This window comes from Cohnella herbarum, assembly GCF_012849095.1.
GTDB classification, from domain to species: domain Bacteria; phylum Bacillota; class Bacilli; order Paenibacillales; family Paenibacillaceae; genus Cohnella; species Cohnella herbarum.
This window is the reverse complement of the sequence record NZ_CP051680.1, coordinates 5,120,584-5,147,211: the sequence shown is the minus strand read 5'-3', so window position 1 is coordinate 5,147,211 and position 26,628 is coordinate 5,120,584. Positions and strand designations below refer to the sequence as shown.

Here is a 26,628-nt window from a genome sequence, read left to right as displayed (position 1 = left end):
AAGTAAAAAATGGAAGCGACCGCACTCACTAACATTTAAGTGTAAAAGTTACACTTAGGTGTTGGTGAGTTCTACTCGAATAATGAACGAGATGTAAAATATGCAACTAGTTTGAACGTTTTGCTCGAATTGAGACTATGAACCGCCAATTAGTTGTATATTTTCCACTTAGATGTTGAAGGTGCAGAGTTTCGAGGAATCTAAGTGTATCTTATACACTTAGTGCCTTGGGATAGACGAACATTCCTGGTCAGGCGACCGAATCGTAGAGGATTTTTCCCGACCCGTAGATCGTACGTTCCTCTCCATCATAAGATATGACACGTTATTTTCTATTATAGTGGATCGCCCTCCTCATGGTCATCGACTCCAACGGGATGAACTACGAAAAGACCGTTTAAGCCTGCGATAGGCATTAAACGGTCTTTTGGTTATTTTGCGAGTCATTCAATAAGCGCGTTTGTATTGGACCGGAATGCGGTCCGGTTCATTGCGAAGCGCAATGGCCGCATGAGTAGCCCAATACGGATCGCGTAGCAAACCCCGGGCAATCGCGACGAAGTCTGCATCTTCGCTGCCGATAACGGATTCCGCAAGCGCCGGATCCTCGAGCATCCCGACCGCGATGACGGGTACATTGACCGCTGCGCGGATTTCGCGCGCGAACGGGACTTGATAACCCGGGTAGTTGCCCGGCTTCCTCTCTCCGGCGGGTCCTTCCCCGCCTGAACTAACGTGGAACGCATCCACGCCTGCGGCATGGTAGGCTTTGGATAACTCGATGGCATGATCGATATCGTATCCGCCATCGGCATATTCGACCGCGGAGATGCGGAAGAGGAGCGGCATATCCGCCGGCATTGCTTTTTTGACGGCTTGAATGACTTCTACGCCGAAGCGGGCAAAATCTTGGCCGTAGATATCGTCTCTTTGGTTGGTTAGCGGCGATTGGAATTGATGGATTAAGTAGCCGTGAGCTCCATGAAGCTCGATCGTATCTACGCCGGCCTCGACGGCACGGCGAGCCGCCTCGGCGAATTGTTGGACGACGTTCCGAACTTCTTCGGTCGTAAGGGCGCGCGGCATTTTGTACGTGGAGCCTGGGAATGGGATCGCGGATGGGGCAACGGGTATGGCCGCGTCTTCCGCTTTGCGTCCGGCATGAGCGATTTGAACCCCGATTTTGCCGTTATGCGAGTGGACGCCGTCGATGATTCGGGCGAATGCCGGAATCTGCTCATCCGACCACAAGCCTAGGTCGAAATCCGTAATTCGGCCATCGGGATCCACATCCGTCATCTCCATGATAATGAGTCCTGTTCCGCCAATCGCGCGGCTGAGATAGTGAACATAATGCCATTCGTTCGGCTTTCCGTCCTTGGCCTTGACGGAATACTGGCACATGGGCGCCATGACGACGCGATTACTGAGGTGCAAGCCCTTCAGATCATACGAAGAGAACAATTTCTGACGCATAGTCATCACCTCTGTAGAAGGTATTTTTTAGCTTTAGCTCATGGTTATTGCGGGTTCGTTGTCCAGATTCCGGCCGTTTTCAGGAAAACGCGTTGCGGTAATTTCAATGCGGCCAAGATGAGCTCGGCTACGTCTTCCGCTTGCATCATTCGATCCTCGTCGCCGATAGGCAGTCCGGTTTTGACGGCTAATTCCGTATTCACGGTAGACGGCGTAAGCGCGGTGACGCGGATGTTCGACTTGCGAACCTCCTGCATAAGCGATTCCGTTAGTCCGATAACGGCGAACTTCGAGGCGCAATAGGCGGAGCCGGTGGCAAAGCCTCGTTCTCCTGCCGTCGAGGCGATGTTAATGATACTTCCGCTCTTCTGATTCAAGAGGGTTGGCAGCGCGGCGCGAGTTACGTAATAAGTGCCCATCAGGTTGGTTTGAATGATTTGTTCCCAGTGATCCGGATCCATATCGGCCACCGTGCCGAACTGAGCGGTTCCGGCATTATTGATCACAATATCAAGGGAGCCCAATTCGCCGATTAGCTTTTTCACTGCGCCTTCCGCTTCCGATCTGTTCGAAATATCGGCAGGGGCGATGCTTACCTTGATGCCGTAGGAGCTTGTCAATTGTTGTTGAAGGGATTCGAGGTCGGAACGGCTCCGTGCAAGCAATCCGAGATTAACGCCCTCTTTGGCCAAGGCAATGGCAGTCGCTTTACCGATTCCTTTTCCGGCTCCCGTAATGATCGCAGTACTATTGTGTAAGGTCATGTCAATCTCTCCTTATTTCTCTATTCATGAAAACGACCCTAAGGTGTCTTCGTTGCAACCGTAGGTTGTCCCACTATTATTAAGGATAATTCAACTAATCGCAAGTTGCTACCTAAAAGTAAGTTAGTATCTATATGCATGTTAGGAAATGTGGTAGAAATCTGCTTCCAATAGGGGGTCTGCGGACAGAGAATCCGTTATTTCACCGTTAGGGTGACCTAAGCAGAAACTATAAATCCATTGAATTTCCATCAGCCGGTTGAGCGACCGAATGATGCATATCCTCGATCGGACGGCAGGCAGGCATTCTAATCTGGAATAACGGCGAAACCATGACGAAGGCACCCGGGAGGGTGCCTTTTGTCGAGCTTGATGTGAAGAGCCCCTAAAGCTCGCGAACCATTTTATAATTTCCCGGCTCCGCCCGGAATCCGAGTAAATCGCGGTTGATCCGCAGCATCGGGACGTTCATCGAGTCGTTGTGCGTTTTCATATACGGGGCTCCGCTCGCAAGCGCGGATCGTATTCCGAGCAACTTCAAGGCGAGAGCGATCCGACGTCCGCGATATTCCAGCAAAACCCCGGTGTAATCATGATACATGGCTTGCGTTTGCTCGTTATGCAGCAAGGTGACGACACCTATGTAACGGTCTCCGTCTTTGGCGATATGGATCCACTCGGGACGGAAGCCCGGCTGATCGAGGCTCCATTTTCTCCATTCCTCGAACCAAGGGTAATCTCCGGTGTGGCCCGGGATATCGAAGTGAGTGACTTTATATAACTCATGGAGTTTTCTCTCGTTTTCTTCGCCGGGCTCCTCCGACAACGTAACGAAACGTATGCCGCTGCGCTCCGCTTCGGCAATAGAGGCGCTTAGTTTCTCGTCGAATTTAAACGATCCCAAATCCAGCACGGATTCGAAGGTATGGCGTTCCTTGACGTAGCCGCGGTGCTCCGCAAAAGCGATCGACGGTTCATCCGATTCCCGCATGTGCTCGATGAGACGCGAGGCTTTGACTTCCATCGCCCATTCCAGCAGCACGGCATATAATGCCTGGCCTATTCCAATGCCTCGGAGCTCCGGCTGTACGACAAGATTATGAATCAAGGTCCCGGCTTCCGTCCAAGGCGCTCTCCATGCGATCGCGTAGGCTACCACTTGGCCATGCTCGTCTTCGGCGACCCATTTTGGACGATCCCATCCCATTAGCTTGCCTTCTTCGTCGTAATGCAATTGGCCTGGAGGAATTTTTTCCTCGTCTGCCCGGAGCTGATCGGCTGTCGTAGGCTCCGACCAAACCAGATTGAGTAGCGGTGCCACGGCGGCATAGTCATCCGGGTGACGCAGCTTGCGAATCGAATAATTCATATCTCCGGCTCCTCTACGGTTTGTATAGCTTAGCAACGGTGAACGAGACCGAGGTTCCGAAACCCAATCGACTCTCGACTTTCAGGCCGCTGCCGCCAAACTGTTTTAATCGCCGATCGGTATTCAGCAGTCCGATTCCGGAACGCCCGGTCGTCCGTCTGTCCAAGATATGCTCGAGCGTTCCTTCATCGATTCCTACGCCGTTATCGGAGATGCGAATCTCGACTTCCCCGCCGAGATCGGTAATTCGAATTCGGACTTCCCCGCCCGCGTTCCTCTTTAATAGGCCATGCGTAACGGCATTATCGACAAGAGGCTGAATCGTTAACGGAGGAATGAAGACGTTCACGCCATCCACGCCGGCATCGACTTCCCAAACGGCCTGAAGTCTTTCCTCGAAGCGCTCTTTTTGGATATACAAGTAAGAACGGATGAGCTTAAGTTCTCGATCAAGAGGTACCGCTCGGTCGGAATTCCGAAAATCGATGCCAAGCCTGTAATAATGGGTTAGTTCCTCGACGAGAATATCCATTTTGTTCGTGTCGATCTTGCTAAGAGCGGATACCGCATTAAACGTATTGATCATAAAATGGGGCTTGATCTGAGCTTGCAGCAATGCCGCTTCCATCCGTAATCGTTCGTTCACCGATTTCCTCAGATTCGTTAACGCTCTGACCCTGATCCTAAGCTCGGTCGCATTCACCGGCTTGGTGACGTAGTCGTTGGCGCCGGACAGAAACCCGGCCTCGATGTCCTTATCCTGATTGCTCGCCGTCAAGAGCAGCACGGGGAGCTCCGAGATGGAAAACCGCTCGCGAATTCGCGCGGTCAGTTCGTACCCGGACATGATCGGCATGGTAACATCGGAAATGACCAAATCCCAATCGTCGGTTTCCAATAGCGTAAGAGCTTCTTGGCCGTTGATCGCCGGAACGACTTCATAGATCTCGTCCGCGAAAATCGTTCTGAGAACATTCAGGTTAACGGGATCGTCATCGACGGCCAGCAATCGAATTCGGTCGGGAGGCGGGTTATGAATCTGTTCGGAATAAGGTTCCGTCAGGTTGTCGCCCGTATTGTCGCCTTCAGACGAGATAGCGGTCGCCGCTATTAGAGATGTCGCCGAGGGTTCGGCGCCCCCTTCGGCGAGTCTTAATGTAAATGAGAATACGGAGCCTTCATTCGGGTTGGAGCGGACCGTCAGAGTTCCCCCATGCAATTCGACTAATTGTTTGCATATGCTCAGCCCCAGTCCGAATCCGCCCTTAGCGCAGCCCCGTCCGACGAGGCTTGCTCGTAAGGCTCGAATACTCTGCCCAGCATCTCCGCATCCATTCCGATGCCCGTATCCGCAACGGATACGCAAGCCCATCCATCCAAAACTTTCGCATCTACCGTTACCTCGCCGGCATTCGAGTATTTCACGGCGTTGTGCAAGAGATTGAACAGGATTTGATTCAGTCTGTTCTCGTCGGCGTGAACAAGAGGGAAGTCGCCCGGTATCCGGTTAATCAGGCGGATCTGTTTGCCTTCCGTCATAAAGCGAAGCGTATCGATGACGCTTGATGTTATGCCATGCGCGGATGCGCCGATGAGATTGAGGCTGATCCGGTTTTCCTTCAATCGGGCCATATCCAGCAGATCGTTCAAGATATACGACATTCGCCGCCCGACTTGGACGAGCATCTTCAGGTCGTTGGCGCTTTTCCCGTCAATCTTGCCTAACTCTCTCTCCGATACCGATTGCGAAATGTTAATCATGCCGTGCAGAGGATTACGCAATTCATGGGCGACGGTAGACAGGAAATCGTCTTTTTGCTTGTCCGCCTGCCGAAGCGTATCTGCCAATCGATGAGATTGCTCCGATAATCGGAAGAAGCGCTTGAACCAGAATGCCGAAAAACAAATCATCGCGATGATGAGATCGAAAGGATAGGAGATCATCTCGATGCGGAACGTATTGAGAATGAAAAGCCATATTAAGCTGTTGATCGCCGCGATGGCAGCCAAGAGCAAGAAAATGTTGTTCTTGTCTATTCTGGACGTCGATCTGTACAGCATGACCGGCATCCCAAGGCACGGGATGAACATGAGAATGAAATACAAGCCTTCCAATGACAGTACCGCGGGTAACGGCAAGACTAATACGGATAAAAACGCTATGCCGCATACTAGCTCATATGCCAGAGAAAGGCGGCGCCGCAGCCATATCGGCAACTTATCTTTGATTAACTGATGCAGCAGGTATCCTCCTAATAGGAGAGCGAGATAAATGAACTTCAGCCCCCACTCTAACGTGAAAGGAACCCATGTATACAATAATCTATCGCCGTCCATCAGCGTCGCGAGAATAATGCATGCGATCATAAGGGAGAAATAAATAAGTTTCTTGTCCCGGCCTCCCACCAAATATAAGATAAAGCCGTACAGAACGTGAATCGCATAAGCGACGCAAGCTACCCAAACCATATCTCTGGAAAAGCCCAAGTCGGCTCTAAGTGTGTTTTCCGGTCCGAAATGAATCGAACGCAAGATTCCTCCATTGCGGGGGTTATCGAAATTCGCGACTTGGATGACGAGTTCGATCTTGCTCTCGTCCTTCAAAGTAAAGTACGCCGTATAAGGAACGTCTAACGGCATATAGTTCTCTTTGCTCGCGGCAGGTTGTCCGGAACGGCCGATGGACCGTTCGTTGATATATACTTCCGATGAGCTCATACTGGTCGGTACGCGGATGCCGTAGGAATTTTCTTTGTCGGGATCCACGAGAATCGTTAAACGATAAGTGCCGAAGCCGTATTTATCGTTGCCGTAGGGCCGATCATCGAACGTCCAACTGCTCGGAACCTGAATCCATCCGCTCGGAGAAAGCGTATCGGACGAAGATCGTCCATCCGGATAAAAGAGCTTACCGGGGTAGAACTCCCATTCCCCGTCTAGCGGAAGGGAATGATCGGTCAGAGAATCCCAGCCCCGCAAGTCCAATACGCCCTCAATCGCAACCGGAGAATGGGAAGCCGAGTTATATTGCAGCCACACCAAACGGAATCCCATTAACGCTGCCAAGAACAGCGCTGAAATTATCCATATTTTACTTGTTTTCATCATATCTCTTATTTCGACATGAACGGAAGTATTCCTCTTGAGACCGGGGATCCGATCCTCTCGAAGAGATTTCGCTTGCACCTTACGTAACGTAAGGTTTTATAATAAGGCTACCGGTATATCGTTAGCGCCACAGAACGGAGATGGTGAATGAAGAGACAATGGAAGGTCGGGGACCTCGCCAAGCTGACGGGGATAACCGTACGAACCTTGCGCTTTTACGATCAAATCGGGTTGTTCTCCCCATCCGCTCAGACGGAATCCGGCCATAGGCTGTACAGTGAGACGGACTTGTCGCGCTTACACCAGATCCTATCGCTTAAGGAGCTGGGTTTATCTCTCGAGGAGATTAAGTCGGCTTTAGCCGGCGGGCGGATCAGTCCGCTTGAGATCGTGAACTTGCAGATCGGCCGAATTAAAGAGCAGATCAAGCAGCAGCAGAAACGGTTGGAACAGCTCGGACATGTATCCAAGTTATTGCAGGGCAAAGCGCGATTAACGGTTGAAGATTTCGCAAGCCTCTTGCAAGCGATGAAAATGGAATTCGAGAAGCCCGTCCTTGAAAGGCAAGCGAGTTGGGAAAGAAATTTGGATCTATTGGGAGATTATCTTGCCGAAGAAAGCGGAATACCGAACCCTAAGGAGGAAAAATAAATGAACGAACGATTCGTCAAGCATGCGACTTTCACTGTCGAGAGGACTTACGCCGCTTCGCCGGAGCGGGTTTACCGCGCTTGGGCCGACCCGGCTACCAAAGCCAAATGGTTCTCGAAGGCGGACATCTTCGAATTTCGGGTCGGAGGACGCGAATACAGCAGCGGCGGGCCGCCGGAAGGGCCGATCTTTACCTTCGACGCCAGCTATCAGGAACTGGTTCCGGATCGGCGCATCGTCTATACGTACTCCTTGGATTCGGGGGACACGCGCATCTCCGTCTCTATCTCGACAGTCGAGCTTATCGAGGTGGAGGGCGGCACTAAGCTGATTTTCACGGAGCAGGGCGCGTTCTTCGACGGACACGATACGCCGGAAATACGGGAACACGGTACAAACGTCATGATGGATGAACTAGGCAAGGTAGTCGAAGGGGAGATATAAGAATGTCGGCAGGCGAGAATGAGATCGTAACTTCGCGCGTGTTCGATTTTCCGCGGGAGCTCGCGTTTCGGGCATGGACAACCCCCGAATGGCTAGCCCGATGGTGGGGACCGGAAGGCTTCACGAATACGTTTCACGAGTGCGATATGAGGCCGGGCGGAACTTGGCGGCTCACTATGCACGGACCGAATGGCGTGGATTACCCGAATCATAGCGTCTTTGTTGAGATCGTGCCGTCGGAACGGATCGTCCTTGATCATCTATCCGGTCACGAGTTTCGGGTCGTGGCTACCTTCGAGGGCTTGGATGAAAGTCGCACCCGGGTTACCTTTCGTCAACGGTTCAAACTTAAAGAAGAGTTCGAAGAAGCCAAGACGTACTGCATCGAAGCCAACGAACAGAACTTCGACCGGCTTGGCAAGCTGCTGTCGGAGTTGGCCTCCTAGCTCTACCCCATATAGACCGTTGAAGCCAATGAATGGCTCCGAACGGTCTATTTGTTATTTTCCAACGGCTTCGGGTGACGGGGTAGAGCTATTGGACGGCGGCAAGCGCCAAAGCTCGGAAGCGTAAGTAGGTGATTGATCGCCTTCTCGTCGACCTTGGGAAATTGTACCGCAAGTCCTTAAAATAGTAGACCCCCGTTCTTCTATAATGGGGGCTGTAAACGCCAAGAGCCAATTCCATGAGAAAGAGCGTGACAGCCTTAATGAAATCCATATGCGTAATCGGAAGTTTGAACGTGGATATGGTCGCGGCCGTCGAACGTTTCCCGCAACCCGGGGAGACGTTGACGGCGGACGGGTACTCTATTTACTTCGGGGGCAAGGGGGGCAATCAGGCGATTGCTCTGGGTAAGTTAGGGGCCAACGTGAAGATGGTAGGGAAGGTAGGAGATGACATTCACGGGCACGATTACATTCGTCACCTGAGGATGAACGGAGTCGATGTCAGCGGAATTCATACGGAGAAAGGCGCGGCGACGGGAACGGCCATGATCTGGGTCGACAGGCAAGGGGAGAACCAGATCGTCGTCTCTCCCGGCGCGAACGGCTGCATGCAGACTTCCGATATCGACGCGATGTGGGAGGAACTCGTCCAATCGGATCTTTTTCTGTTCCAGTTGGAGATTCCCATCGGCACCGTAGCTTATGCGGTCAAACGGCTGAAGCAAGCGGGAAAGACGATCGTCCTCGACCCCGCGCCGGCTTCCCAATTGCCCGAAGCCATCTTCCGATATATCGACTACATGACGCCGAACGAGACGGAGGTCCGATATTACGCGGGCAAGCAAGACCGTTACGTCTACCAGTTAAAAGAAGCGGCCGGGTCGCTTATACGAAGAGGCGTCGGGACGGTGATCGCCAAAGCGGGCGAGAACGGCGCATACCTGATCCGGGATGCGGAGCTGTCCCATATCGACGCTTATCCGACCCAGGCGATCGATACGACTGGAGCCGGAGATTCCTTCAATGCCGGCTTCGCGTATGCGCTCGCTTCGGGCTTCGAGGTTAACGAAGCCGTTCGAATCGGCAACGCGGTGGGCGCGTTGTCCGTTCGGCAAGTCGGCGCGCAATCGGCGATGCCGACCAGGGAAGAATTGGATCGTTTTCTGGAAACTTATCGACGGGGGATAAAGCAATGACCGAGAGCATGGGATACCGACCGACGCCGGGGACGCCGGTTCCGATTCTATTGGATACGGATATCGGCCCCGATTGCGACGATGCGGGAGCGGTGGCCGTCTTGCACACGCTTGAAAGAATGAGGAAAGTTCAAATCGTAGGCATGACGCACTGCACTTCAAGCCGCTGGGGAGCCGGCTGTCTCGACGCGCTGAACGGTTATTTCGGTAGGGGCGATATTCCCGTAGGCACCTTAAAACGGCTTGCCGGTTTCCTCGATGACGACGAGATCTACGGAAAATACAACAAGGGAGTCGCGCAGGGTTATCCGAACCGATATGCGGGTACGGAAGAGGCGCCCGACGCAATCGATCTGTATCGCGAGCTGCTATCGAAGGCGGAAGACGATACGATCGTCTTCGTGGCGATTGGACCGCTCGTCAACCTGATGCACTTGCTCCGGTCCGGCCCCGATCGCCATTCCGGCTTGTCCGGTGCGGAGCTGGTCGCGCGCAAAGCGCGGCATCTCGTCGCCATGGGCGGCCGTTTCCCCGACGGCAAGGAGTGGAATTTCGAGATGCATCCGGAAGCGGCAGCCTATGTCGTAGGACATTGGCCTACGGGCATCACGTTTACCGGCTACGAGATCGGCGCGGAGATTCGTACCGGCCGCCGGCTTCATATGGATACGCCGGACGACCATCCCGTGAGGAGAAGTTATGTATGGTATGGCGGGGAAGGCGGCGTTCGCGAGAGCTGGGATCTGACGGCCGTCCTGTACGCGGCGGAAGGCTCGAGCGACTATTGGGATGTGGTTCGCGGCCGCGCCGAGGTCGATCCCGTGAGCGGAGCTAACCGATGGGAGCCGCATCCTGAAGGGCGGCATGGTTATTTGACGCGGAAGATGGATCCGGAGCAGATCGTGGAGTTGCTCGACGATCTACTCGTACGGCTACCTTGAATATTCGGAAGATAAGAGAGACCGCATACCGCCTAAATGGCCGTGATGCGGTCTCTTATCATCTCATCTGCTATACGCTGATCTGCCGTTGTCGATAGTCGGCCGGAGTGAAGCCGGTTTCCTTCTTGAACACTTTGTAGAAATACTTCGTATTCTCGTAGCCGATCATGACGGAGATCCGATCGATGCGATATTTGGTCGTGAGCAGAAGATGTTTGGCCCGTTCCATGCGGATTCGGCGCAAATAATCTTGGAACGTCTCGCCCATCTTCTCCTTGAACATCACGCTCAGGTAGACGGGGTGAAGAAAGAAACGATCCGCGATTTCTTCCAACGTCAACTGCTGCGCGTAATGACGGTCGATGTATTGTTTGATCTGCTGCGATAGCACCGCCGCTTTGGCCGTTCGGCCGGGCACTTGACCGACGACGTCCCGCACGAACTGCAGGAAGCGCTGCTCCAGCGATTCGGCATGGAGGATATGGCCAAGAAGCGGCGGCATTTCAAGCCGCGCATCCGGAGAGATTCCGTGAACGGAGCCGAGATGCTCGACGATGCGATGGTACAGCGTTCGGCAGATCCGCTTAACCGCTCGCATCGTAAAGCTTTCGTCGATCCTGAAAGCGGCGAACAAGTCTTCGACGATCCGTACGGCTTGCGTTTCGTTGCCTTCTTCCATCTCGTAGAGGAAATCCTCGATGAGCGGCCAGCGCCATTCCGTCCCGTTCGCGGCGGTCTCGTCGAGGCCGACTCGTTCCGGCGGCATCTTATGGATGCCGGACATTCGACCGAATGGCCGAGATTCGAGCAGCGATAAGGCGCTCCGGTAGGCGCGAGGTAAAGCTTGCACCGAGTCGCATTCGCCGCTGACGGCGGCGATCGTCTCGGCCTTTCTGGCGTAATCGGCCAGACAGACGTTGACTTTCGTAGCCGCTGCCTGTCTGCTGGACAACGCATCCGAGCTGATAAGAATAATGATTCCCGGCATATCGGGATGGGGGAATCGCAAGCAGCCTTCCGGTAATCTCGCGTCTTCCTTGCCGAGATACGATCCGCCGGATTTGTTCTCCGGAAAGTCCGGCTCCAAGAGAACGGCAACGGCGAAGGAATTCGCCGAGAACAGGCCGCGCAGCGGTTCGGAAGAATAGGACTCCGAACGGGGAAACGCGTCATCTTCGGAAGGCCGGCAAAGCCATGCGGCGAAACGCACCAGATCGAGCTCGAGCTCGATCCCCATCGCGTTCCTCCGATTCAGCCGAGCATGTTCGATCCGGTCGATCGCTTTCGCCAGAGCTTGGCGAAGCTCCTCGTCGTCGAACGGCTTCAGAATATAGCCGGCGACGCTGGAAGTGATCGCCTCCCGCGTATACTCGAAATCCGAATAGCCGCTGACGACGATAAGCTGCGCTCCGGAGCACTGTTTGGTTACGGCATGCAAGAACGACACGCCGTCCATGACCGGCATGCGCATATCGGTTAGAATGATATCGGGACGTTCCCGCACGACCAGAGCCAAACCTTCCTCGCCGTCTTCGGCTTCTCCCACCCAGGCGAGGGGGAGACCGAGCGTAGATATTTTTTTGACGATCGCTTTGCGGATGAGCGTCTCGTCATCGATGACCACGTATCTGTACATAGCTATGACGCTCCCTTCAGAAGGTTATCGTTTGAAATGGCACGGTTGGCAAGAAAATCTCCTTGGTTCAGCAGAGTCGCGGGAAGCCGGATTCGGACGGTCGTGCCCAGATTCTCGGTACTGTCCACCTCGATGCCGTAGGGAGGGCCGTAATACAAAGCGATTCGTGCATGGACGTTGTACAATCCGATGGAACGGGAGTCGTTCTTGCCGGGAAGGAGCTCTTCGAGTTCGGCCGGGCGTCCCAGCATGTCCCGTACTTCCGTAAGCCGTTCCGGAGGAATTCCGACCCCGTCGTCCCGAACTTCCACGCTAATGCCGCCATCCTGTTCCCAGGCGCGGATGCGTACGATGCCATGGCCTTTCTTCTTCTCGATGCCGTGATAGACGGCGTTCTCCACGATCGGCTGGAGAATCAGCTTCAGCATGGGGAATGTTTCGAGCTTCTCCGGGATCTCCGTTTCCAGACGAATTTTATCCCCGTAACGAAAGGATTGGATCGTCATGTAATTGTAGACGTGGCCAAGCTCCTCCTTGAGCATGACCAAGTCCCGGTTGATCTTGATGCTGTACCGGAACATGTCGCCTAGCGCCTTGGACATGGCCGACAGGCTGTGAACTTCCTCGAGTACCGCGATGCTGTTCATCGTAGCCAGCGTGTTAAACAGGAAGTGGGAGTTGATCTGCGCTTCAAGCGCTTTCATTTTGGAAGACATTGCGATAAATTGATTGTGGTACCGCTCGCGGATCAGCGTATCGATCTCCTGCAGCATGATGAAGTAGCGATTGTACAGAATGCCGATCTCATCCGTTCTGCGTTCGTAGCGCTCGAGACGGGGCGGAAATTGCCCGGTCTGGTAACGCTTCATCATCTGGGCGATGAGGTTGACCGGCTTGGAGAACGCATTCGCGATCCAGAGGGATAGACCGACCGCCAGTATGGCCCAACAGACGCCAAGCCACAAAGCGAAGCGGGACGTCGACCGGGCTTCGCCGGTAACCGCGTCCAGCGATACGGCGATGACCATATGCCAGTCGTATTCCGAGAACGTATTGTTCAGAACGAGGGTGTTGCTTCCGGTGTCTATTCGGTTTCCGGCGCCAACGGAGGCAGTTGCCCATTTGTCGACGAACTCGCCCTCTCCGAATAGCCGGTTTCCAATGCCGTTGAGGAGAAAAATCCGTTGCTGGGCAAGCATTCCCTCCTTAAGCTCATCGAAGAGGTTCAAGCTGCAATTAATAAGCAGGACCCCGATCCGACGATTGGTTACCGGTTCGTACAGAGCTCTTGAGAAAGCGATGGATGGATTGCTTGATAGCAGAAAATCCTGACGCTCGACCTCCCCGACGATCATCTTGCCTTTCGCGCGAATCGTATCGCGGTACCAGGAAGACGAAAGAGGGAGATAGTCGGTTTTGAGCTCGGAACCTTTGGTATTGGCGAATACCGTGCCGTCTTCCGCGAACACGTAAAGGCCTTCGATATAGTCATGGTTGAGCAACAAGCTCTCGGTTGCCGCCTTGAACTCGCGCGTATGGCGCAGCCGGTCGTAAGGGAGGATATTATTCCCCTCGGCATGCTGCCCGAGGAAGGAAAGCACCGTATCCGAGTCGGACGTCTGCCTATAGGCTAGATAGGAGGAAACCCTCCCGATCTCTTCGAGCCGGTTCGTCATCCGGATGGAAGAACGGTCCAGCAAGTTAAGAGAGACTTCCTTCACTTGGCTCTCCACGAGAGCGGCGTAATTCCGGTTCGTTACGACGACGACGATGACGATCGGAATGAGGGAGAGCAGCAGGAGTGCGACCAATAATCGGTTTTTGAGTCCCCAGGCAAACTTCATTCTTATCTTCTCCGACCTAGCATTTTTAATTATAATAGTAGCATATTTCGAGTCTGCCGAGGTGAGACATTGAAACGAACATGGACGAGCCTTCTCCAATTGATTATAGGGTTGTCCGTCGTAACCGGTTGCGCGGAGCAATCTGGAGAGAACCGTCCGGAGCCGAACCCCGTTACGTTGAAATTCATGCATATGGGCGTTTCCTCCGACGGTAGGGACAACAATCGGTACGTGATGCAGTTGTTCCCTACGCTAGTCGAGGAGCGCTTCCCGAATATCCGAATCGAGACGGAGATGCTGCCAGAAGACGCCTATACCAAATCTTTGCTCATGCAGCTCTCCGCGGGCGAAGGTCCGGATTTCTTCGAGTGGTGGCCGATGCAACAGCTGGAAGGTCTGGCGCGCGCGGGATACTTGCAAGACTTGACGGGGCTCGAGATTCTCGAATCCTTCTCCCCGGAAGCGCTCGAAGGCTTCACGGTCGACGGCCGGGTATACGGTCTCCCCAAGGGCTTCAGCATGATGGGCGTATGGTACAACAAGGATGCTTTGGAACGTTACGGTATCTCGGATTGGCCGAAGGATTGGAGCTCGTTTCTGGTCGCGTGCGAGAAACTAAAGCGGGCAGGGATCACGCCGATCGTTATGCCGGATAAGGATTGGTGGTTTTTGTAGTTCGGCTTGTATCCGCTCGCGGCTTCGATCGTCTATCCTGACGATCCCGACTTCGACCGGCGCCTGCTTGACGGCACCCGAACGTTCGCCGGATCGAAATGGCGAGACGTCCTGAACATGTACAAGTTGTTGTACGATCGCGGATATATAAGCGAAGGTTCTCTCGAGACCGGCGAGGCCCAGGCGGCCGCTTGGTTCAACGACGGCCGGGCGGCGATGATCTTCGGCGGCAATTGGGACTATGGCAGCCTCACCCAGCAGGGAGCCGACACGTTCGAGAGGGGTTTCATGCCCATGCCCGGCAACGCGCCGGGAGCGGACTTAATCCTGTCGGTAGGTCCCGCGGGAGGCACGGTTATTAACAAGAATACCGGCAATCTGCCCGAGGTGCTTGACGCGATGGCCTACCAATTCAACAGGACTTCCCCTTTGTACCAAGAGTTCAAACGGCAGTATCAAGTGTTCCCCGCGTTCAAGGGGGAAGACGTCGGAATAGCGGAATTCGATGAGTACGCGGCGCTTATGCAAACGAACGAGTCCGTGGTCTTCAGCAATCAGGCTTGGCCGGTCGGGGTAGCGGAGGCTTTGTGTACCGGATTTCAGGACTGGATCGCCGGACAAGGGGACGCGGACGACATTCTGGCCGCGATGGATCGCGTGCTGGATCGCGCTAGAGAGAAGTGACCTTTGGAAAGTATACTTCAACTCCTTAAAAGAATAGACTCCCGTCCTTTTATAATGATGACCATGAACACGTTAACGTGTTTGCGGTCATCTTTCGTTAAGAGGGGTCGGAATCCAGTCTGAAAAAAGAACATAACGGAGGTAACGGTATGAGAGGTCAAAAGATTCGCGGCATGATTATGGTAGCAATGGCATTGCTGTTGGTTTTCGCTGCAGCCTGTTCGAAGAAGGACAATACCCAGGCAAGCGGTTCGCCCGCGGCGCAAACCGGAAGCGCTTCCCCGAGTGCGGAAGCGACGACGCCCGCGGCGGAAGTAAAGGCGGAGGACCCGCTCGGCAAATTCGATCCCCCGATCGAAGTATCGGTCGTCGGTACGACGGGTACGAACGTCCTGTTCGCGGACGGAGAAAGCATCAACGACAATATCATGACCCGTACTTACAAGGACATTCTCGGTATCCAGTTCGTAAACAAGTGGGTATCGGACGCTTCTCAAACCGTAGAGAAGATGAACTTGTCCATCAACACGAACAATTTTCCGGATATTTCGAAGGTGGACGTGAACCAGCTGCACCGAATGATCAAACAGGATCAACTGGCGGATCTGACCGAAGCCTACGAGAAATACGCGTCTCCTTTGCTGCGCAAAGCTATGGAGTATGGTGGAGGAGAAGGCTTCGAGGCAGCGAGCGTAGACGGCAAAATCTACGGAATGCCGGTACCGGTCGACTATTTCGAGAACGCGGCGATCATGTATATCCGTCAGGATTGGCTGGATAAGCTGAAGCTCCAAGCGCCGAAGACGATCGATGAGCTTGTGACAGTCGCGACCGCTTTTGCTCAGCAGGATCCCGATGGCAACAATAAAGCAGACACATACGGCATCGCGTTGGACAATACGTTGGGAATGGCTTTCGATGGAGTAGCCGCCGCCTATAAGGGATATCGGGCGATCTGGATCAAGGACGGCGAAGGCAAGCTAGCCTATGGAAGCGTCCAGCCCGAGATGAAGGCCGCGTTAGCGAAGCTGCAAGAGCTTTACAAGGCGAAAGCGATCGATCCCGAATTCGGAGCCAAGGATTGGGGCAAAGCGGCGGATGATATCGGCGCGGGCAAGGGCGGCATCTATTTCGGAGCCTTCTGGCAGCCGCTGTATCCGCTCTCGACGACCAAGACGCATACTCCCGAATCGGACTGGACAGCTTATCCGATTCCGGCCGGAGCGGACGGAACGATCGTTCCGAAGCGACCGACGAACGTCTATAACTGGATGGTTGCCCGGAAAGGCATGGCTAACCCCGAAGCTCTCGTGAAGTCGATGAACTTGTGGGCGGAGATGTGGATCGAAGGCGGCAAGTACAATGATTTGTTCTATAAAGAAATCCAGGGTAGCGATAAATACAAGGGCAAAGAAATCCACCAATACGCCAAACCTTACTTCTTCGACGATCCCGGCAAGAACATGGTCATCGGGAAACAATTCAGAGCGGCCATGGAGAAGGATGACGGTTCTCTCGTCACTCATCCGGACGGCAAATGGAAATGGGACGCTTATAAGAACAACGAGCCGAACGGCTGGGCGTTCATGAAGTATCTCTCCGAGTCGGAAGCGGTGCTGGAGCAATACGGCGAGAACTTCGTTCACCAATCGTTCCTCGGAGCGCCTACGGACACGATGGTCAAGCGACTGGCGAATCTGAACAAGATCGAGTCCGAGACGTTCACCAAGATCATTATGGGCACCTCGAACATCGATGAGTTCGATAAGTTCGTCAAGCAGTGGAAACAGTTGGGCGGAGACGCCATTACGGAAGAAGTCAACGCTTGGGCGTCGGCCAAGTAACGGGGAGAGGAAGCGCGGGACTTGCCGTCGGGCAGGTCTCCGCTTCGCTGCTCGCGGGAGGTACTGTACATGAAGATCACGAGGAAAGACAGGGCGTTCTTCCATTTGCTGCTGGCGCCCGGAATGCTCATTCTGTTCGTATTCGCCTATTTGCCGATGGTGGGCATCGTTATCGCTTTCCAGGAATTTAATCCGACGAAGGGTTTTTTGTTTTCCGAATGGGTCGGGCTCGAGCATATTCGCTTTTTGTTCGAGTTGCCGGACACGATGCAGACCGTTAGGAACACCGTTGAGATCTCGCTGATGAAGATCGCCGCCGGGCTGCTCGTGCCGATCGTCTTCGCTTTATTGCTGAACGAAGCGAGAATCGTATGGTTCAAGCGCACGGTGCAAAGTCTCGTTTATTTGCCGCATTTCCTATCTTGGGTCATTCTGGGCGGCATCCTGATCGACGTTCTCTCCATTAACGGAGGAGCGTTTAACCAAGCCCTGGGGACGCTGGGCATTCAGCCGATCTTCTTCTTCGGCAACGAAGCTTGGTTCCGCGTCATGCTGATCGCCACCGACGTCTGGAAGGAATTCGGCTTCTCGACGATCGTCTATCTAGCCGCGCTTACGGGAATCAATCCCGCCTTGTACGAGGCTGCCTCGATCGATGGCGCAAGCCGCTGGCAGCGCGTCGTCTATATTACGTTGCCCGGGATTCTTCCCGTCGTGGTGCTCATGTCGACCTTGAGTCTCGGCAACGTGCTCAACGGCGGCTTCGATCAAATTTTTAACCTATACAACCCGATGGTGATAAGCTCGGCGGATATTATCGACACCTATATTTACCGGATGGGACTTATTCAGGCGCAGTACGGACTCGCCACCGCAATCGGATTGTTGAAGTCGCTGATCGGTTTCGCCTTAATCGTGACCTCTTACCGGTTGGCTTACCGCTACGCGAACTATCGCATTTTCTAAAGGACGGAGCGACTCGTTATGAGAATACGCCTGCAACGCTTTCAGGCTTTCGATATGTTGAATTACGTCGTTCTAGCCGCCGTCTCGCTGCTCTGCTTGGTCCCGATCTGGCATATCGCCATGGTCTCGATAAGCGGAGAAGGACCGGCGAACCAATACATCGTCGGATTAATTCCGATCGAATTCAATTTAAGCTCTTACGCGAACATATTGCGGTTGGATAAATTCTGGGACGCGTTCGGCGTGTCCGGTCTGCGGGTCGTTCTTGGCGGATTGCTGAACTTCCTTCTTACGGTTATGATGGCGTACCCGTTGTCGAAGGAAAGCTCTTACTTTAAAGGCCGGAGCGTGTACGTCTGGGCGCTCGTCTTTACGATGCTCTTCAGCGGCGGACTCATTCCAACTTATATGATTATTAACGAGCTTCACTTGATCGATACGATCTGGGCTCTTATCATTCCGGGAGCCGTACCGGTGTTCAATGTCATTCTTATGGTTAATTTCATGCGCCAGTTGCCCAAGGAGCTGGAGGAAGCGAGTCTCGTCGACGGGGCGCCCCAGTGGACGATCATGACGCGGATTTACGTCCCGTTGTCCTTGCCGGTCATCGCGACCGTAACGCTGTTCAGCGTTGTCGGTCATTGGAACTCCTGGTTCGACGGGCTGATCTACATGAATCAGACGGAGAATTATCCGTTGCAGACTTACCTGCACGTCGTGCTCGCTTCTCGCAATCTGGTGAATGCCGACGAGAACTCCGTTATGGCTTCGCTCACGAATCGATCCGCCATTTCGGCTCAGATTATTCTTGCGTCGTTGCCGATTCTCATCGTATATCCGTTCCTTCAGCGGTTTTTCATCCACGGCATCGTGATGGGGTCGGTGAAGGAATAATCGACCGCGTCGCTGCACGGAAAAAGGCCCGATTAGCCAATAGGAGCTAATCGGGCCTTTGGTGCAACTATCGAAAGTAAGAGAACGATGTTACCCTTTAACGCCCATGCTGGCAATGCCGCCAATCATGTTTCTCTGAGCGTAGTAGTAGATCACCAGAAGCGGCAAGACAATTACGGTGGACGCGGCCATTAAGAGATTCCACTCGGCGCCGCGGCTAGACAAGAAATTGGCCAAACCGACGGCGATCGTAAACTTCTCCGACGAGTTCAAATAAATCAACGGTCCCATAAAGTCGTTGTATACGTTAGTGAACGTAAAGACCACGATAATCGTCATGGACGGGCGCAAGATGGGAACTAACACCTTCCACAAGATTTGCAGTTCGTTTGCTCCGTCTATTTTGGCCGCTTCGTCTAGATCCTTAGGAATGGTCAATAAATACTGTCTCATTAGGAATACGAAGAACGGACTGGCGAAATAGGCAGGCACGATGAGCGGTAAATAGGTGTCGATCCAATTGAGCTCGCTATACAGCAAGAAGGTCGGAATCATCGTTACCTGTTCCGGAATGAGCATGGTCGCGAGCATAACCATGAACAGGACTTCCCGTCCGCGAAACCGGAATCGGGAAAAGCCATAGGCGACAAGCGTACAGGACACCACCTGGCCGACGATGACGAACACCGCGATCGTCATCGTATTCGTAATATAGGTACCGAACGGCGCGAAAGAAAACGCATCGACGTAGTTGCTCCATTTCGGATCATCCGGAATCCATTGCGGCGGAATCTGGAAGGTTGTCGCCTTCGTCTTCAGGGAAGTCGAGATCATCCAGAAGAAGGGGATCAGGCATACGAACGACAGCGCGATCAAGACAACATACGTCGTTCCCTTGGTCAGCGATTTGTAACTCTTCGTATTCATTTCTCCACCTTCTTCCGTTGCGTAGGCTGTTCCGCTTCGTAATAGACCCATCTGTTTTGCGTCGTATACACGACTAGGGCCAATACGAGCGACAACAATCCGCCGATCCACGCCATTGCCGAAGCATAGCCCATATCGAACTGTTTGAAAGCGTTCTGGTACAAGTAAAGCATATAGAAGAGTCCCGCATTATCCGGTCCGCCCGCGCCTCTGCCGTTAATCACATAAGCCTGCGTAAATACTTGGAACGAATCGATAATGCCCATTAGCAATAGGAAAAACAATGTCGGAGTCAGTAGGGGAAGCGTAATTTTCCAGAATCGTCGGAAGGTTCCGGCTCCGTCGATCTTTGCCGCTTCGTAGAGGTGCTCGGGAATGTTCTGCAATCCGCCTAGAAACAGAATCGCGCTGCCTCCGACTCCCCATAAACTCATAACGACGTAGCTGGGAAGGATCCATTTCGGATCTTTAAGCCATTGAGGTCCTTCAATGCCGATCCAGCTTAGAAAGTTGTTCAACAAACCGTACTCCGCGTTAAGGATCCATAACCATATCATGGACACCGCAACGCCCGTTAGCACGGACGGCAAATAGAAGAGAGTGCGGAAGAAGTTGATCCCTTTTAACTTCAGATTAAGCATCAGCGACAGCATTAAGCCTAATATCAAGCTAAGCGGAATGGACATCGCGCTATAGGTCAACGTCACCTTCATCGATTTGTAGAACAACTCGTCCCGAAATAATCGGGTGAAATTATCGAGTCCGATCCAACTCGGCGGCTGATAGATATCCCAATGCATAAAACTCAGAGCCAATGATGCGATAATTGGGAATGCGGCGAAAGTCAGAAAGCCGACGATCCACGGTGAAATGAATGCATATCCCAATCTCTGCTCTCGCCGGGCACTTTTCGAAAGATTCGCCATGGCTAGTTTGCCTCCTAATTATTTGCGACCCTTGGTCTCGTCCAGCGTCTTCTGGATTTCATCGGCCGCTTTCGACAATACTTCCTGCGGGTTCTTCATCGGAGTCCCCTTGAGCGGAAGCAAGGTGTCGGTTACAATCCCGAGTATGGAGTTCTCGATCGCTTGCCAGCTGTTGCTTCGGACATAAGTGGGCGTTTTTGTCGGCCTTTTTCCTTGTTCGTAGAATACTTTCAACACTTCGTCTTCGACCAGCTTCTGATCTTCCCAGATGCTAGGGATCGGAGGCCCCCATGTCATCTCTTCTACGACTTCTTGGGCAATTTCCGTGCTGGACATAAATTTCATGAATTGCCAGGTTTCCTGTTTGTGTTTCGATTTGGAGTTCATAAACCAGCTGACGATATCCGACCAGCCGTAATTCTCGACTCCGGGAATTTGCGGGTACGAAACGGCGCCGAATTTGAACGGCAGATCTTTAAGCGAGTTATATCCCCACATGGAGCCTATGGATATGGCGACTTTTCCGGAACCGAAGGGACCGTTATCCCCGGTCATCGTCTCGGCTATGGACGAGGGCAGGTTGCTGCCATCATTGACGATTTGCTGACCTAACTCGAACCACTTCACCGTCTGCGGCGAATCCAATATCCCTTTCACCGTCCAGCCGTCATCGCTAATCATATCGCCGCCCAGACTCCATAACAGAGGCGAATCTCCCCATCCGTCGGTAACGATATCCGTGCCGTATGTTTTGCTGTCCGTGTCGGTAAGCTGTTTCGCTATCCTGCGGAAGTCGTCGAACGTCCAGTTATCCGTCGGATAAGGAATTTGGGCTTTATCGAACAAATCCTTGTTGTACAGCATGACGTAATTGGAAAAATCGCGCGGCAAGCCGTAGTATTTATCGTCCGATCCCTTGAGCCTTAAATCGGTGATCGGTTGAAAGTATTGCGACATATCCCAATTGTCGGCCTCGATGAATTCATCGATCGAAGCGATATATCCGCGATCGAATTCATCGGTTGCATACCAACCGACCCAGAGATCGGGACCTTTTCCTGCAGCGAATGCCGTGTTTAGCTTCTCGAAATAGCCTTCCTCCGGAATATTCGTCATTTTGACCTTGATATTCGGATGGCTTTCCTCGAACTTCTTCACTAATTTGTTGTAGAGCGGTTGCCAGTTAGCCAGATCCGGTTGCCAAAATACGATTTCGGTTTTACCGCCTGAATCATTCGAGGAATTGCCTGAGTTTGAACCGCTTTTGCCGTTCGAGCAGCCAGACAATGTTCCAAGGACTAGAGCAAGGATGAGAAGCAGGGCGAACCCCATTCTCTTCTTCATTGAGTACATCCCCTTTTTATCGATTTTAGGTGTTGGGTAACCGCTTTCATTTCGCAACCGGAAGAAACTGTTCGGCAAGCTTCTCGGCCCAGCTATAGTTGGCATCGATCGTCCGTCCGGCATTATGCGGCGTATGCACCACGTTGTGCCTTCCAAGCAACGGATCGTCCAGCGTCACCGGCTCAATATCGAATACATCCGCCGCAAGGCTGATCTCATCGTTAAGCACTCTTCGACGAATGGCGTCCATGTCGCATATCGTCGCCCGGGTTACGAGGACGACCAGACATCCTTTAGGTAACGCATTAATCTGTTCCGCCGTTATAAGTCCTTCGGTTTTCTCCGTTAGAGGAAGCATAGGGACGAAGATTTCCGCATCCTTAATCAACTGATCCAGATGATGCTCTCTTCGAGCACCGGCTCTGTGGAAGGACGGTTCGGTTGCAAACGGATCCCAAGCGGCAACGTCCGCCCCGATCATGTGGACGAAGCTGGCGTATCGCGATGCGATATTACCGGCGCCGACGATGCGGATACGTTTGCCCGCAATCGTACCGTTCGTGAAATTCGCATCGTCCCCGAATTGCTCGCCTCTCGTATGAGGGCGGCCGATGCCGTCTGCCGGGTTATAATCCCAAGGGGCGAGGCTGCTAATCATCTCCAGATGCGTTTGAGGAATTCTGCGCAAGCCGCATAACGTTAGCGCAAGGCCGAACTCGGATACGGATTGCCCCCAGAAGCCTTCGCTGAGTTGGGTGTAGGCTTTCACTCCCGCATCCTTCAATAATTGCCCCAATTCCTCCGGCATTTTCAGTTGATAGGGCTCGGTAATGATAGCGGTTTCGCGCAAGCGGACGAAAGACCGCAAGCAGTCCGCCGTAGCGGGGACGGCAAGCGAAACCAATCGAGTAACCTCATCCTGCCGAGTTACGATCTGTCCTAGCGTTCTTTCGTCCCCGGGCGACAGTCGAATAAATTCCACCGGACCTTGCGCTTGCCATAATGCATGTAGATGTCCAGCGGCCCACGGCCAGGTGACTTCAAAATTCGGATGTACAACGATAACGCTGCTCATGTCGATTCCCCCATTGGTGATTAATCTATGAATTGACTGAATGATAACCAGCTATCATTTAACGACTGCGAATTAGCGGCGCCGGAGAATACGACGATTCGATAACGATATTTCTCCGAATTTCCCCGTTTAAGCTCCCGCGACCCTACGATGCATGGGCTTGGCGCAATTCCCATCTGCCCGTCGACGCGCCAGGGAACGGGATGCTCCAAGTTGCCCGAATGATCCATGAAGGCAATGCCCGCCGGTCCGTCTCTGCCCTCGATCGGCATGCTGCATGCCACCCAACGGGCGCGTAGCCCTTCGGCCTCGCTATTCTTCAGACCTTCGCTATTCAGCGCCTCGCCTCCCCATTCTTGCCGGTAAGGCATGCGAAGGAATAATCCGCCATACTCGTATTGGCCGAAAACCAGGTCGATCTCCGCCCGCAGCGTCCACTCGAGGTCAAGCTCGTAGGTGTCGCCCAGGTCCTTCAGCTTCCATTGCTGAAGCTCCGTCAGCATGGAGCCGCCTTGCGGATCTTGCCAATCCGTCTCGACCTCCCAGCTTACCGTGTTTCCCTTCACGATGGCTTCCTTCAAGGTTTTCGGATGGAAGCTGCCGTCCGCCGGATTGCCGCGTATGCCCTCTTCCCAGAAACCGACGCCGTTCACATCGTTCAGACCGACGTAAATGCCATGCTGCCAAGGATGGTGCGGCGGAGCGTTCTCGGTGAGAATCCCTTGGCCATCCGGAGCGACTACCGGATGGATGTACGGGCGGCTATTCGGCTGCGCCTGCTGTACAAGGAACGGCTCCGTCTGATCGGCGCGATAAATCCGGATGCTGCTGTCCGAGCTTGATGCTTTAAGCTCTGCAATGCTCATGCTGATCATCTCCTTACTCTGGGATTATACTGCCTTGCCGATAATCGGGGATCCTAACTTGCTTTCCTTCGTTCATCGCCGATTCATGCGCGCATATGCCGGCGGATGTCCAGTTTGCGGATGTATATACATCCGGGAAAGGAGCCCTCTGCTCAATGATACTCATAATGAATTCATGGGCAAGATGCGGATGGGAGCCTCCGTGTCCGCTTCCCTGAGCGAAGGATAAGTGCACGTTCTCCGCGGCATCGTAAACGCCTTCCGTCGTATACTTGCGAATGCCTTCCGGCAGTAATCCCGCATAATCGGGAACCTCGACCCGCTCGGCTTGCTCGCCGCGGAAGACGACGGGATGTTCTTTTTCCGTCTGTTGCCATTCGAAGCTCATAAGATCGCCGTATACATTAAAGCTTTCTACGTATTCCCGCGCGGTTTCGAACAACGAACGGGAAACTTCCATCGCCAAGTTGGAATCCCGCAAGCGGAAGGATGCCGACTCTACCGCGAAGGGAGATCCGTACTTGGACGCGAGCTGATCGGCAATCTGGCCCGAGCCTAGGCACGATACGAAATCCGCTTCTTTGCCTGCGAGCGCGAGCAACGGACTGAGGGCGTGCGTGGCGTAATGCATCGGGGGAAGCCCTTCCCAGTAACCCGGCCAGCCTTTCATTTCCTGATGATGCGCGCCGCGCAGGAATTGAATTCTTCCTAGCTGGCCGGAGTCCCGTAATTCCTTCACGTACAAGTATTCTCTGGTGTACACGCAGGTTTCCATCATCATATAGATTTTTCCCGATTCCCGCTGCGCTTCTACGATCCGCCTGCAATCCTCTAACGTAGTCGCCATAGGCACGGTACAAGCTACGTGCTTACCCGCTTTTAATGCGGCAATGCTTTGTTCGGCGTGATTAGGAATGGGTGAATTAATATGGACGGCATCGATCTTATCGTCCTTCAGCATTTCGTCAAAGCTGGTATATCTGGCTTGAATGCCGAAATGATCGCCGATTTGATTTAATTTTTCCTCCGTTCTCTGACAGATCGCATACATTTCCGCATGGGGATGGTTCTGATAGATCGGGATGAATTCCGCTCCAAAGCCTAGTCCGACGATGCCGACTCGAATTTTTGTGCCCACGGTTGTAGCCTCCTCTTGTAATCGATAGCATGAGTGTAATTTGATTATATTTACAGACATGCCGATAGTCGATGCGAACTCTCGTTATTTAAATGAGAATTTTCACCGTACATTTCTTCTCGAAAACAGGCGTAAATCGCACTATAATTGCAGTATAGCTATTAAGAAGGGGGAGGCCACCATGGAATTATTTCCAGCGAACGAGAGCAAGAAGCGGTCGAGATCGAGCTTGCAGAGGAAACATGTCGCGCTCTTAATAGAAACCTCGAACGAGTATGCCCGAGGCTTGCTTAACGGCATACGGGCTTTTACGCGAGAACGGCGTCTTTGGTCCATTTATTTGAACGAATACAGCAGAGACAATACGGATTTAACTTGGTTGAACGACTGGCGGGGGGACGGGATTATTGCCCGGATAGAGAATGAACAGACCGCTAGTTACATTCTGGATGCCGGTTTTCCGACGGTTGATCTTAGCGCGTTCAGAATCATACCGAGTTTGCCCTATGTCGAAACCGACGACCGAGCCATTGCGAAGCTCGCGGCCGAACATTTTCTCGAACGCGGATTTAAGAACTTCGGATTTTACGGGGATTCCCGCTTTCCATGGTCTAAGCAACGAGGCGCTTATTTCGAAGACGAGCTCTCCGCGCAACAGTTTGACTGCCACACCTTCATATCCCAACAATCGCTCGAAAGAACCTCTAGGGTTTCGGAGAGAAATAAGTTGATTCAGTGGTTGCAAAGCCTTCCCAAGCCGATCGGCATTATGGCCTGTTACGACAGCCGCGGACAGCAGCTTCTGGAAGCTTGCCGATTCGCCGAAATTGCCGTGCCGGATGAAATCGCGGTGATCGGCGTGGATAACGACGAAGTTCTGTGCGAGCTTTCGGATCCTCCCCTCACCAGCATCCAGTCGAATGCCGTAAGAACGGGATATGTGGCGGCGGAATTGCTTGAACGCATGATGTCCGGCGCCGATATCGGCGCGGAAGCCCATTTAATCGAACCGTTAAGCATTCAAGTCCGGATGTCGACGGATGTGCTTGCCGTAGAAGACAAGGTCGTCTCGGATGCCGTACGGTTTATTCGGGAGCACGCCCATGAGGACATACAAGTTCAAGATATTCTTTCCGAGTTGTCCATTTCCCGCCGTATGCTGGATAGCCGGTTTATTAAAGCGTTGGGTAGAACGCCGCATGAAGAGATTATCGCGGTTAAAGTCAAAGACATCAAAAAACTGCTCGTCGAAACGAAGCTTCCCCTTTCGTCCATCGCCGAAATTACCGGATTCAAGCATACGGAATACATGAGCGTCGTTTTTATGAGAACGACCGGGATTAGACCCGGCCAATATCGGGAAGAGAATCGGCTGTCTAATTGACGTTAGATCAATCTTAGCGAGGGAGAA

22 protein-coding genes and 1 pseudogene are annotated in these 26,628 nt (G+C 53.1%); 10 read left to right on the top strand and 13 right to left on the bottom strand.

Annotated elements, in window-relative coordinates:
* Positions 1–447: 447 nt before the first annotated feature.
* From HH215_RS22060 to HH215_RS36475, 5 genes are all read right to left on the bottom strand, one after another.
* A complete protein-coding gene (locus HH215_RS22060; protein ID WP_169281860.1) occupies positions 448–1,476 on the bottom strand; it encodes an NADH:flavin oxidoreductase/NADH oxidase in 1,029 nt (342 codons plus the stop codon).
* A 44-nt stretch (positions 1,477–1,520) separates the two neighbouring features.
* Positions 1,521–2,240 carry a 3-ketoacyl-ACP reductase gene (locus HH215_RS22055; protein WP_169281859.1) on the bottom strand — a complete coding sequence of 240 codons (720 nt, stop codon included), beginning with the start codon at positions 2,238–2,240 and terminating at the stop codon, positions 1,521–1,523.
* A 385-nt stretch (positions 2,241–2,625) separates the two neighbouring features.
* On the bottom strand, positions 2,626–3,609 hold the full coding sequence (locus tag HH215_RS22050; protein ID WP_169281858.1) for a GNAT family N-acetyltransferase: 984 nt from the start codon (positions 3,607–3,609) through the stop codon (positions 2,626–2,628).
* Positions 3,610–3,622: 13 nt separating this feature from the next.
* On the bottom strand, positions 3,623–4,969 hold the full coding sequence (locus HH215_RS36480; protein WP_254450596.1) for an ATP-binding protein: 1,347 nt from the start codon (positions 4,967–4,969) through the stop codon (positions 3,623–3,625).
* Positions 4,852–6,717: a sensor histidine kinase gene (locus HH215_RS36475; protein WP_254450183.1), complete on the bottom strand. Its 1,866-nt coding sequence runs from the start codon at positions 6,715–6,717 to the stop codon at positions 4,852–4,854. The genes HH215_RS36480 and HH215_RS36475 overlap by 118 nt, the downstream gene beginning before the upstream one ends.
* Positions 6,718–6,864: 147 nt before the next feature.
* Between HH215_RS36475 and HH215_RS22040 the strand changes: the two genes are divergently transcribed.
* The 5 genes from HH215_RS22040 to HH215_RS22020 all read left to right on the top strand — a co-directional run bounded on the left by HH215_RS22040 (position 6,865) and on the right by HH215_RS22020 (position 10,398).
* Positions 6,865–7,368, top strand: a complete 504-nt coding sequence (locus tag HH215_RS22040) for a MerR family transcriptional regulator (protein ID WP_169281857.1) — start codon at positions 6,865–6,867, stop codon at positions 7,366–7,368.
* Complete coding sequence (locus tag HH215_RS22035; RefSeq protein WP_169281856.1) at positions 7,369–7,812, top strand: SRPBCC family protein; 444 nt, start codon at positions 7,369–7,371, stop codon at positions 7,810–7,812.
* Between the two features lie 2 nt (positions 7,813–7,814).
* The gene (locus HH215_RS22030) at positions 7,815–8,258 is read left to right on the top strand and encodes an SRPBCC family protein (protein WP_169281855.1); all 444 of its coding nucleotides are present in this window, start codon (positions 7,815–7,817) and stop codon (positions 8,256–8,258) included.
* A 239-nt stretch (positions 8,259–8,497) separates the two neighbouring features.
* Positions 8,498–9,457, top strand: coding sequence for a ribokinase (rbsK, locus tag HH215_RS22025; RefSeq protein ID WP_217362235.1), 960 nt, complete (start codon positions 8,498–8,500; stop codon positions 9,455–9,457).
* On the top strand, positions 9,454–10,398 hold the full coding sequence (locus tag HH215_RS22020) for a nucleoside hydrolase (RefSeq protein WP_169281854.1): 945 nt from the start codon (positions 9,454–9,456) through the stop codon (positions 10,396–10,398). The genes rbsK and HH215_RS22020 overlap by 4 nt, the downstream gene beginning before the upstream one ends.
* Positions 10,399–10,468: 70 nt before the next feature.
* On the opposite strand, the gene HH215_RS22015 is transcribed toward HH215_RS22020, so the two are convergent.
* Together HH215_RS22015 and HH215_RS22010 are read right to left on the bottom strand one after the other, a co-directional pair.
* Complete coding sequence (locus HH215_RS22015; protein WP_169281853.1) at positions 10,469–12,034, bottom strand: response regulator; 1,566 nt, start codon at positions 12,032–12,034, stop codon at positions 10,469–10,471.
* 2 nt (positions 12,035–12,036) lie between these two features.
* The gene (locus HH215_RS22010) at positions 12,037–13,878 is read right to left on the bottom strand and encodes a sensor histidine kinase (RefSeq protein WP_169281852.1); all 1,842 of its coding nucleotides are present in this window, start codon (positions 13,876–13,878) and stop codon (positions 12,037–12,039) included.
* Positions 13,879–14,064: 186 nt separating this feature from the next.
* On the opposite strand from HH215_RS22010, the pseudogene HH215_RS36470 reads away from it, so the two are divergent.
* From HH215_RS36470 to HH215_RS21985, 4 genes and pseudogenes are all read left to right on the top strand, one after another.
* Positions 14,065–15,237 (top strand): annotated as a pseudogene (locus HH215_RS36470) (ABC transporter substrate-binding protein).
* A gap of 149 nt (positions 15,238–15,386) precedes the next feature.
* Positions 15,387–17,081: an extracellular solute-binding protein gene (locus HH215_RS21995; protein WP_169281849.1), complete on the top strand. Its 1,695-nt coding sequence runs from the start codon at positions 15,387–15,389 to the stop codon at positions 17,079–17,081.
* A gap of 69 nt (positions 17,082–17,150) precedes the next feature.
* Positions 17,151–18,047, top strand: coding sequence for an ABC transporter permease (locus tag HH215_RS21990; RefSeq protein ID WP_169281848.1), 897 nt, complete (start codon positions 17,151–17,153; stop codon positions 18,045–18,047).
* A gap of 18 nt (positions 18,048–18,065) precedes the next feature.
* Positions 18,066–18,941 carry a carbohydrate ABC transporter permease gene (locus HH215_RS21985; RefSeq protein ID WP_169281847.1) on the top strand — a complete coding sequence of 292 codons (876 nt, stop codon included), beginning with the start codon at positions 18,066–18,068 and terminating at the stop codon, positions 18,939–18,941.
* Positions 18,942–19,031: 90 nt separating this feature from the next.
* On the opposite strand, the gene HH215_RS21980 is transcribed toward HH215_RS21985, so the two are convergent.
* The 6 genes from HH215_RS21980 to HH215_RS21955 are packed head-to-tail and all read right to left on the bottom strand — an operon-like array spanning position 19,032 to position 25,217.
* Complete coding sequence (locus HH215_RS21980) at positions 19,032–19,868, bottom strand: carbohydrate ABC transporter permease (protein ID WP_169281846.1); 837 nt, start codon at positions 19,866–19,868, stop codon at positions 19,032–19,034.
* Entirely contained in the window at positions 19,865–20,794 is a 930-nt protein-coding gene (locus tag HH215_RS21975; RefSeq protein ID WP_169281845.1) for a carbohydrate ABC transporter permease, read from the bottom strand. Before HH215_RS21975 ends, HH215_RS21980 begins: the two co-directional genes overlap by 4 nt.
* Positions 20,795–20,812: 18 nt before the next feature.
* A complete protein-coding gene (locus HH215_RS21970) occupies positions 20,813–22,138 on the bottom strand; it encodes an ABC transporter substrate-binding protein (RefSeq protein ID WP_169281844.1) in 1,326 nt (441 codons plus the stop codon).
* A gap of 46 nt (positions 22,139–22,184) precedes the next feature.
* Positions 22,185–23,213, bottom strand: coding sequence for an NAD(P)-dependent oxidoreductase (locus HH215_RS21965; protein WP_169281843.1), 1,029 nt, complete (start codon positions 23,211–23,213; stop codon positions 22,185–22,187).
* Positions 23,214–23,233: 20 nt separating this feature from the next.
* Positions 23,234–24,079 carry a DUF6807 domain-containing protein gene (locus HH215_RS21960; RefSeq protein ID WP_169281842.1) on the bottom strand — a complete coding sequence of 282 codons (846 nt, stop codon included), beginning with the start codon at positions 24,077–24,079 and terminating at the stop codon, positions 23,234–23,236.
* Between the two features lie 13 nt (positions 24,080–24,092).
* Positions 24,093–25,217 (bottom strand): Gfo/Idh/MocA family protein, encoded by a 1,125-nt coding sequence (locus HH215_RS21955; protein WP_254450182.1) that lies wholly within the window; start codon positions 25,215–25,217, stop codon positions 24,093–24,095.
* A gap of 181 nt (positions 25,218–25,398) precedes the next feature.
* Here HH215_RS21955 and HH215_RS21950 point away from each other — a divergent pair, with 181 nt between their 5' ends.
* Positions 25,399–26,601 (top strand): AraC family transcriptional regulator, encoded by a 1,203-nt coding sequence (locus tag HH215_RS21950; RefSeq protein ID WP_169281840.1) that lies wholly within the window; start codon positions 25,399–25,401, stop codon positions 26,599–26,601.
* Positions 26,602–26,628: the final 27 nt, after the last annotated feature.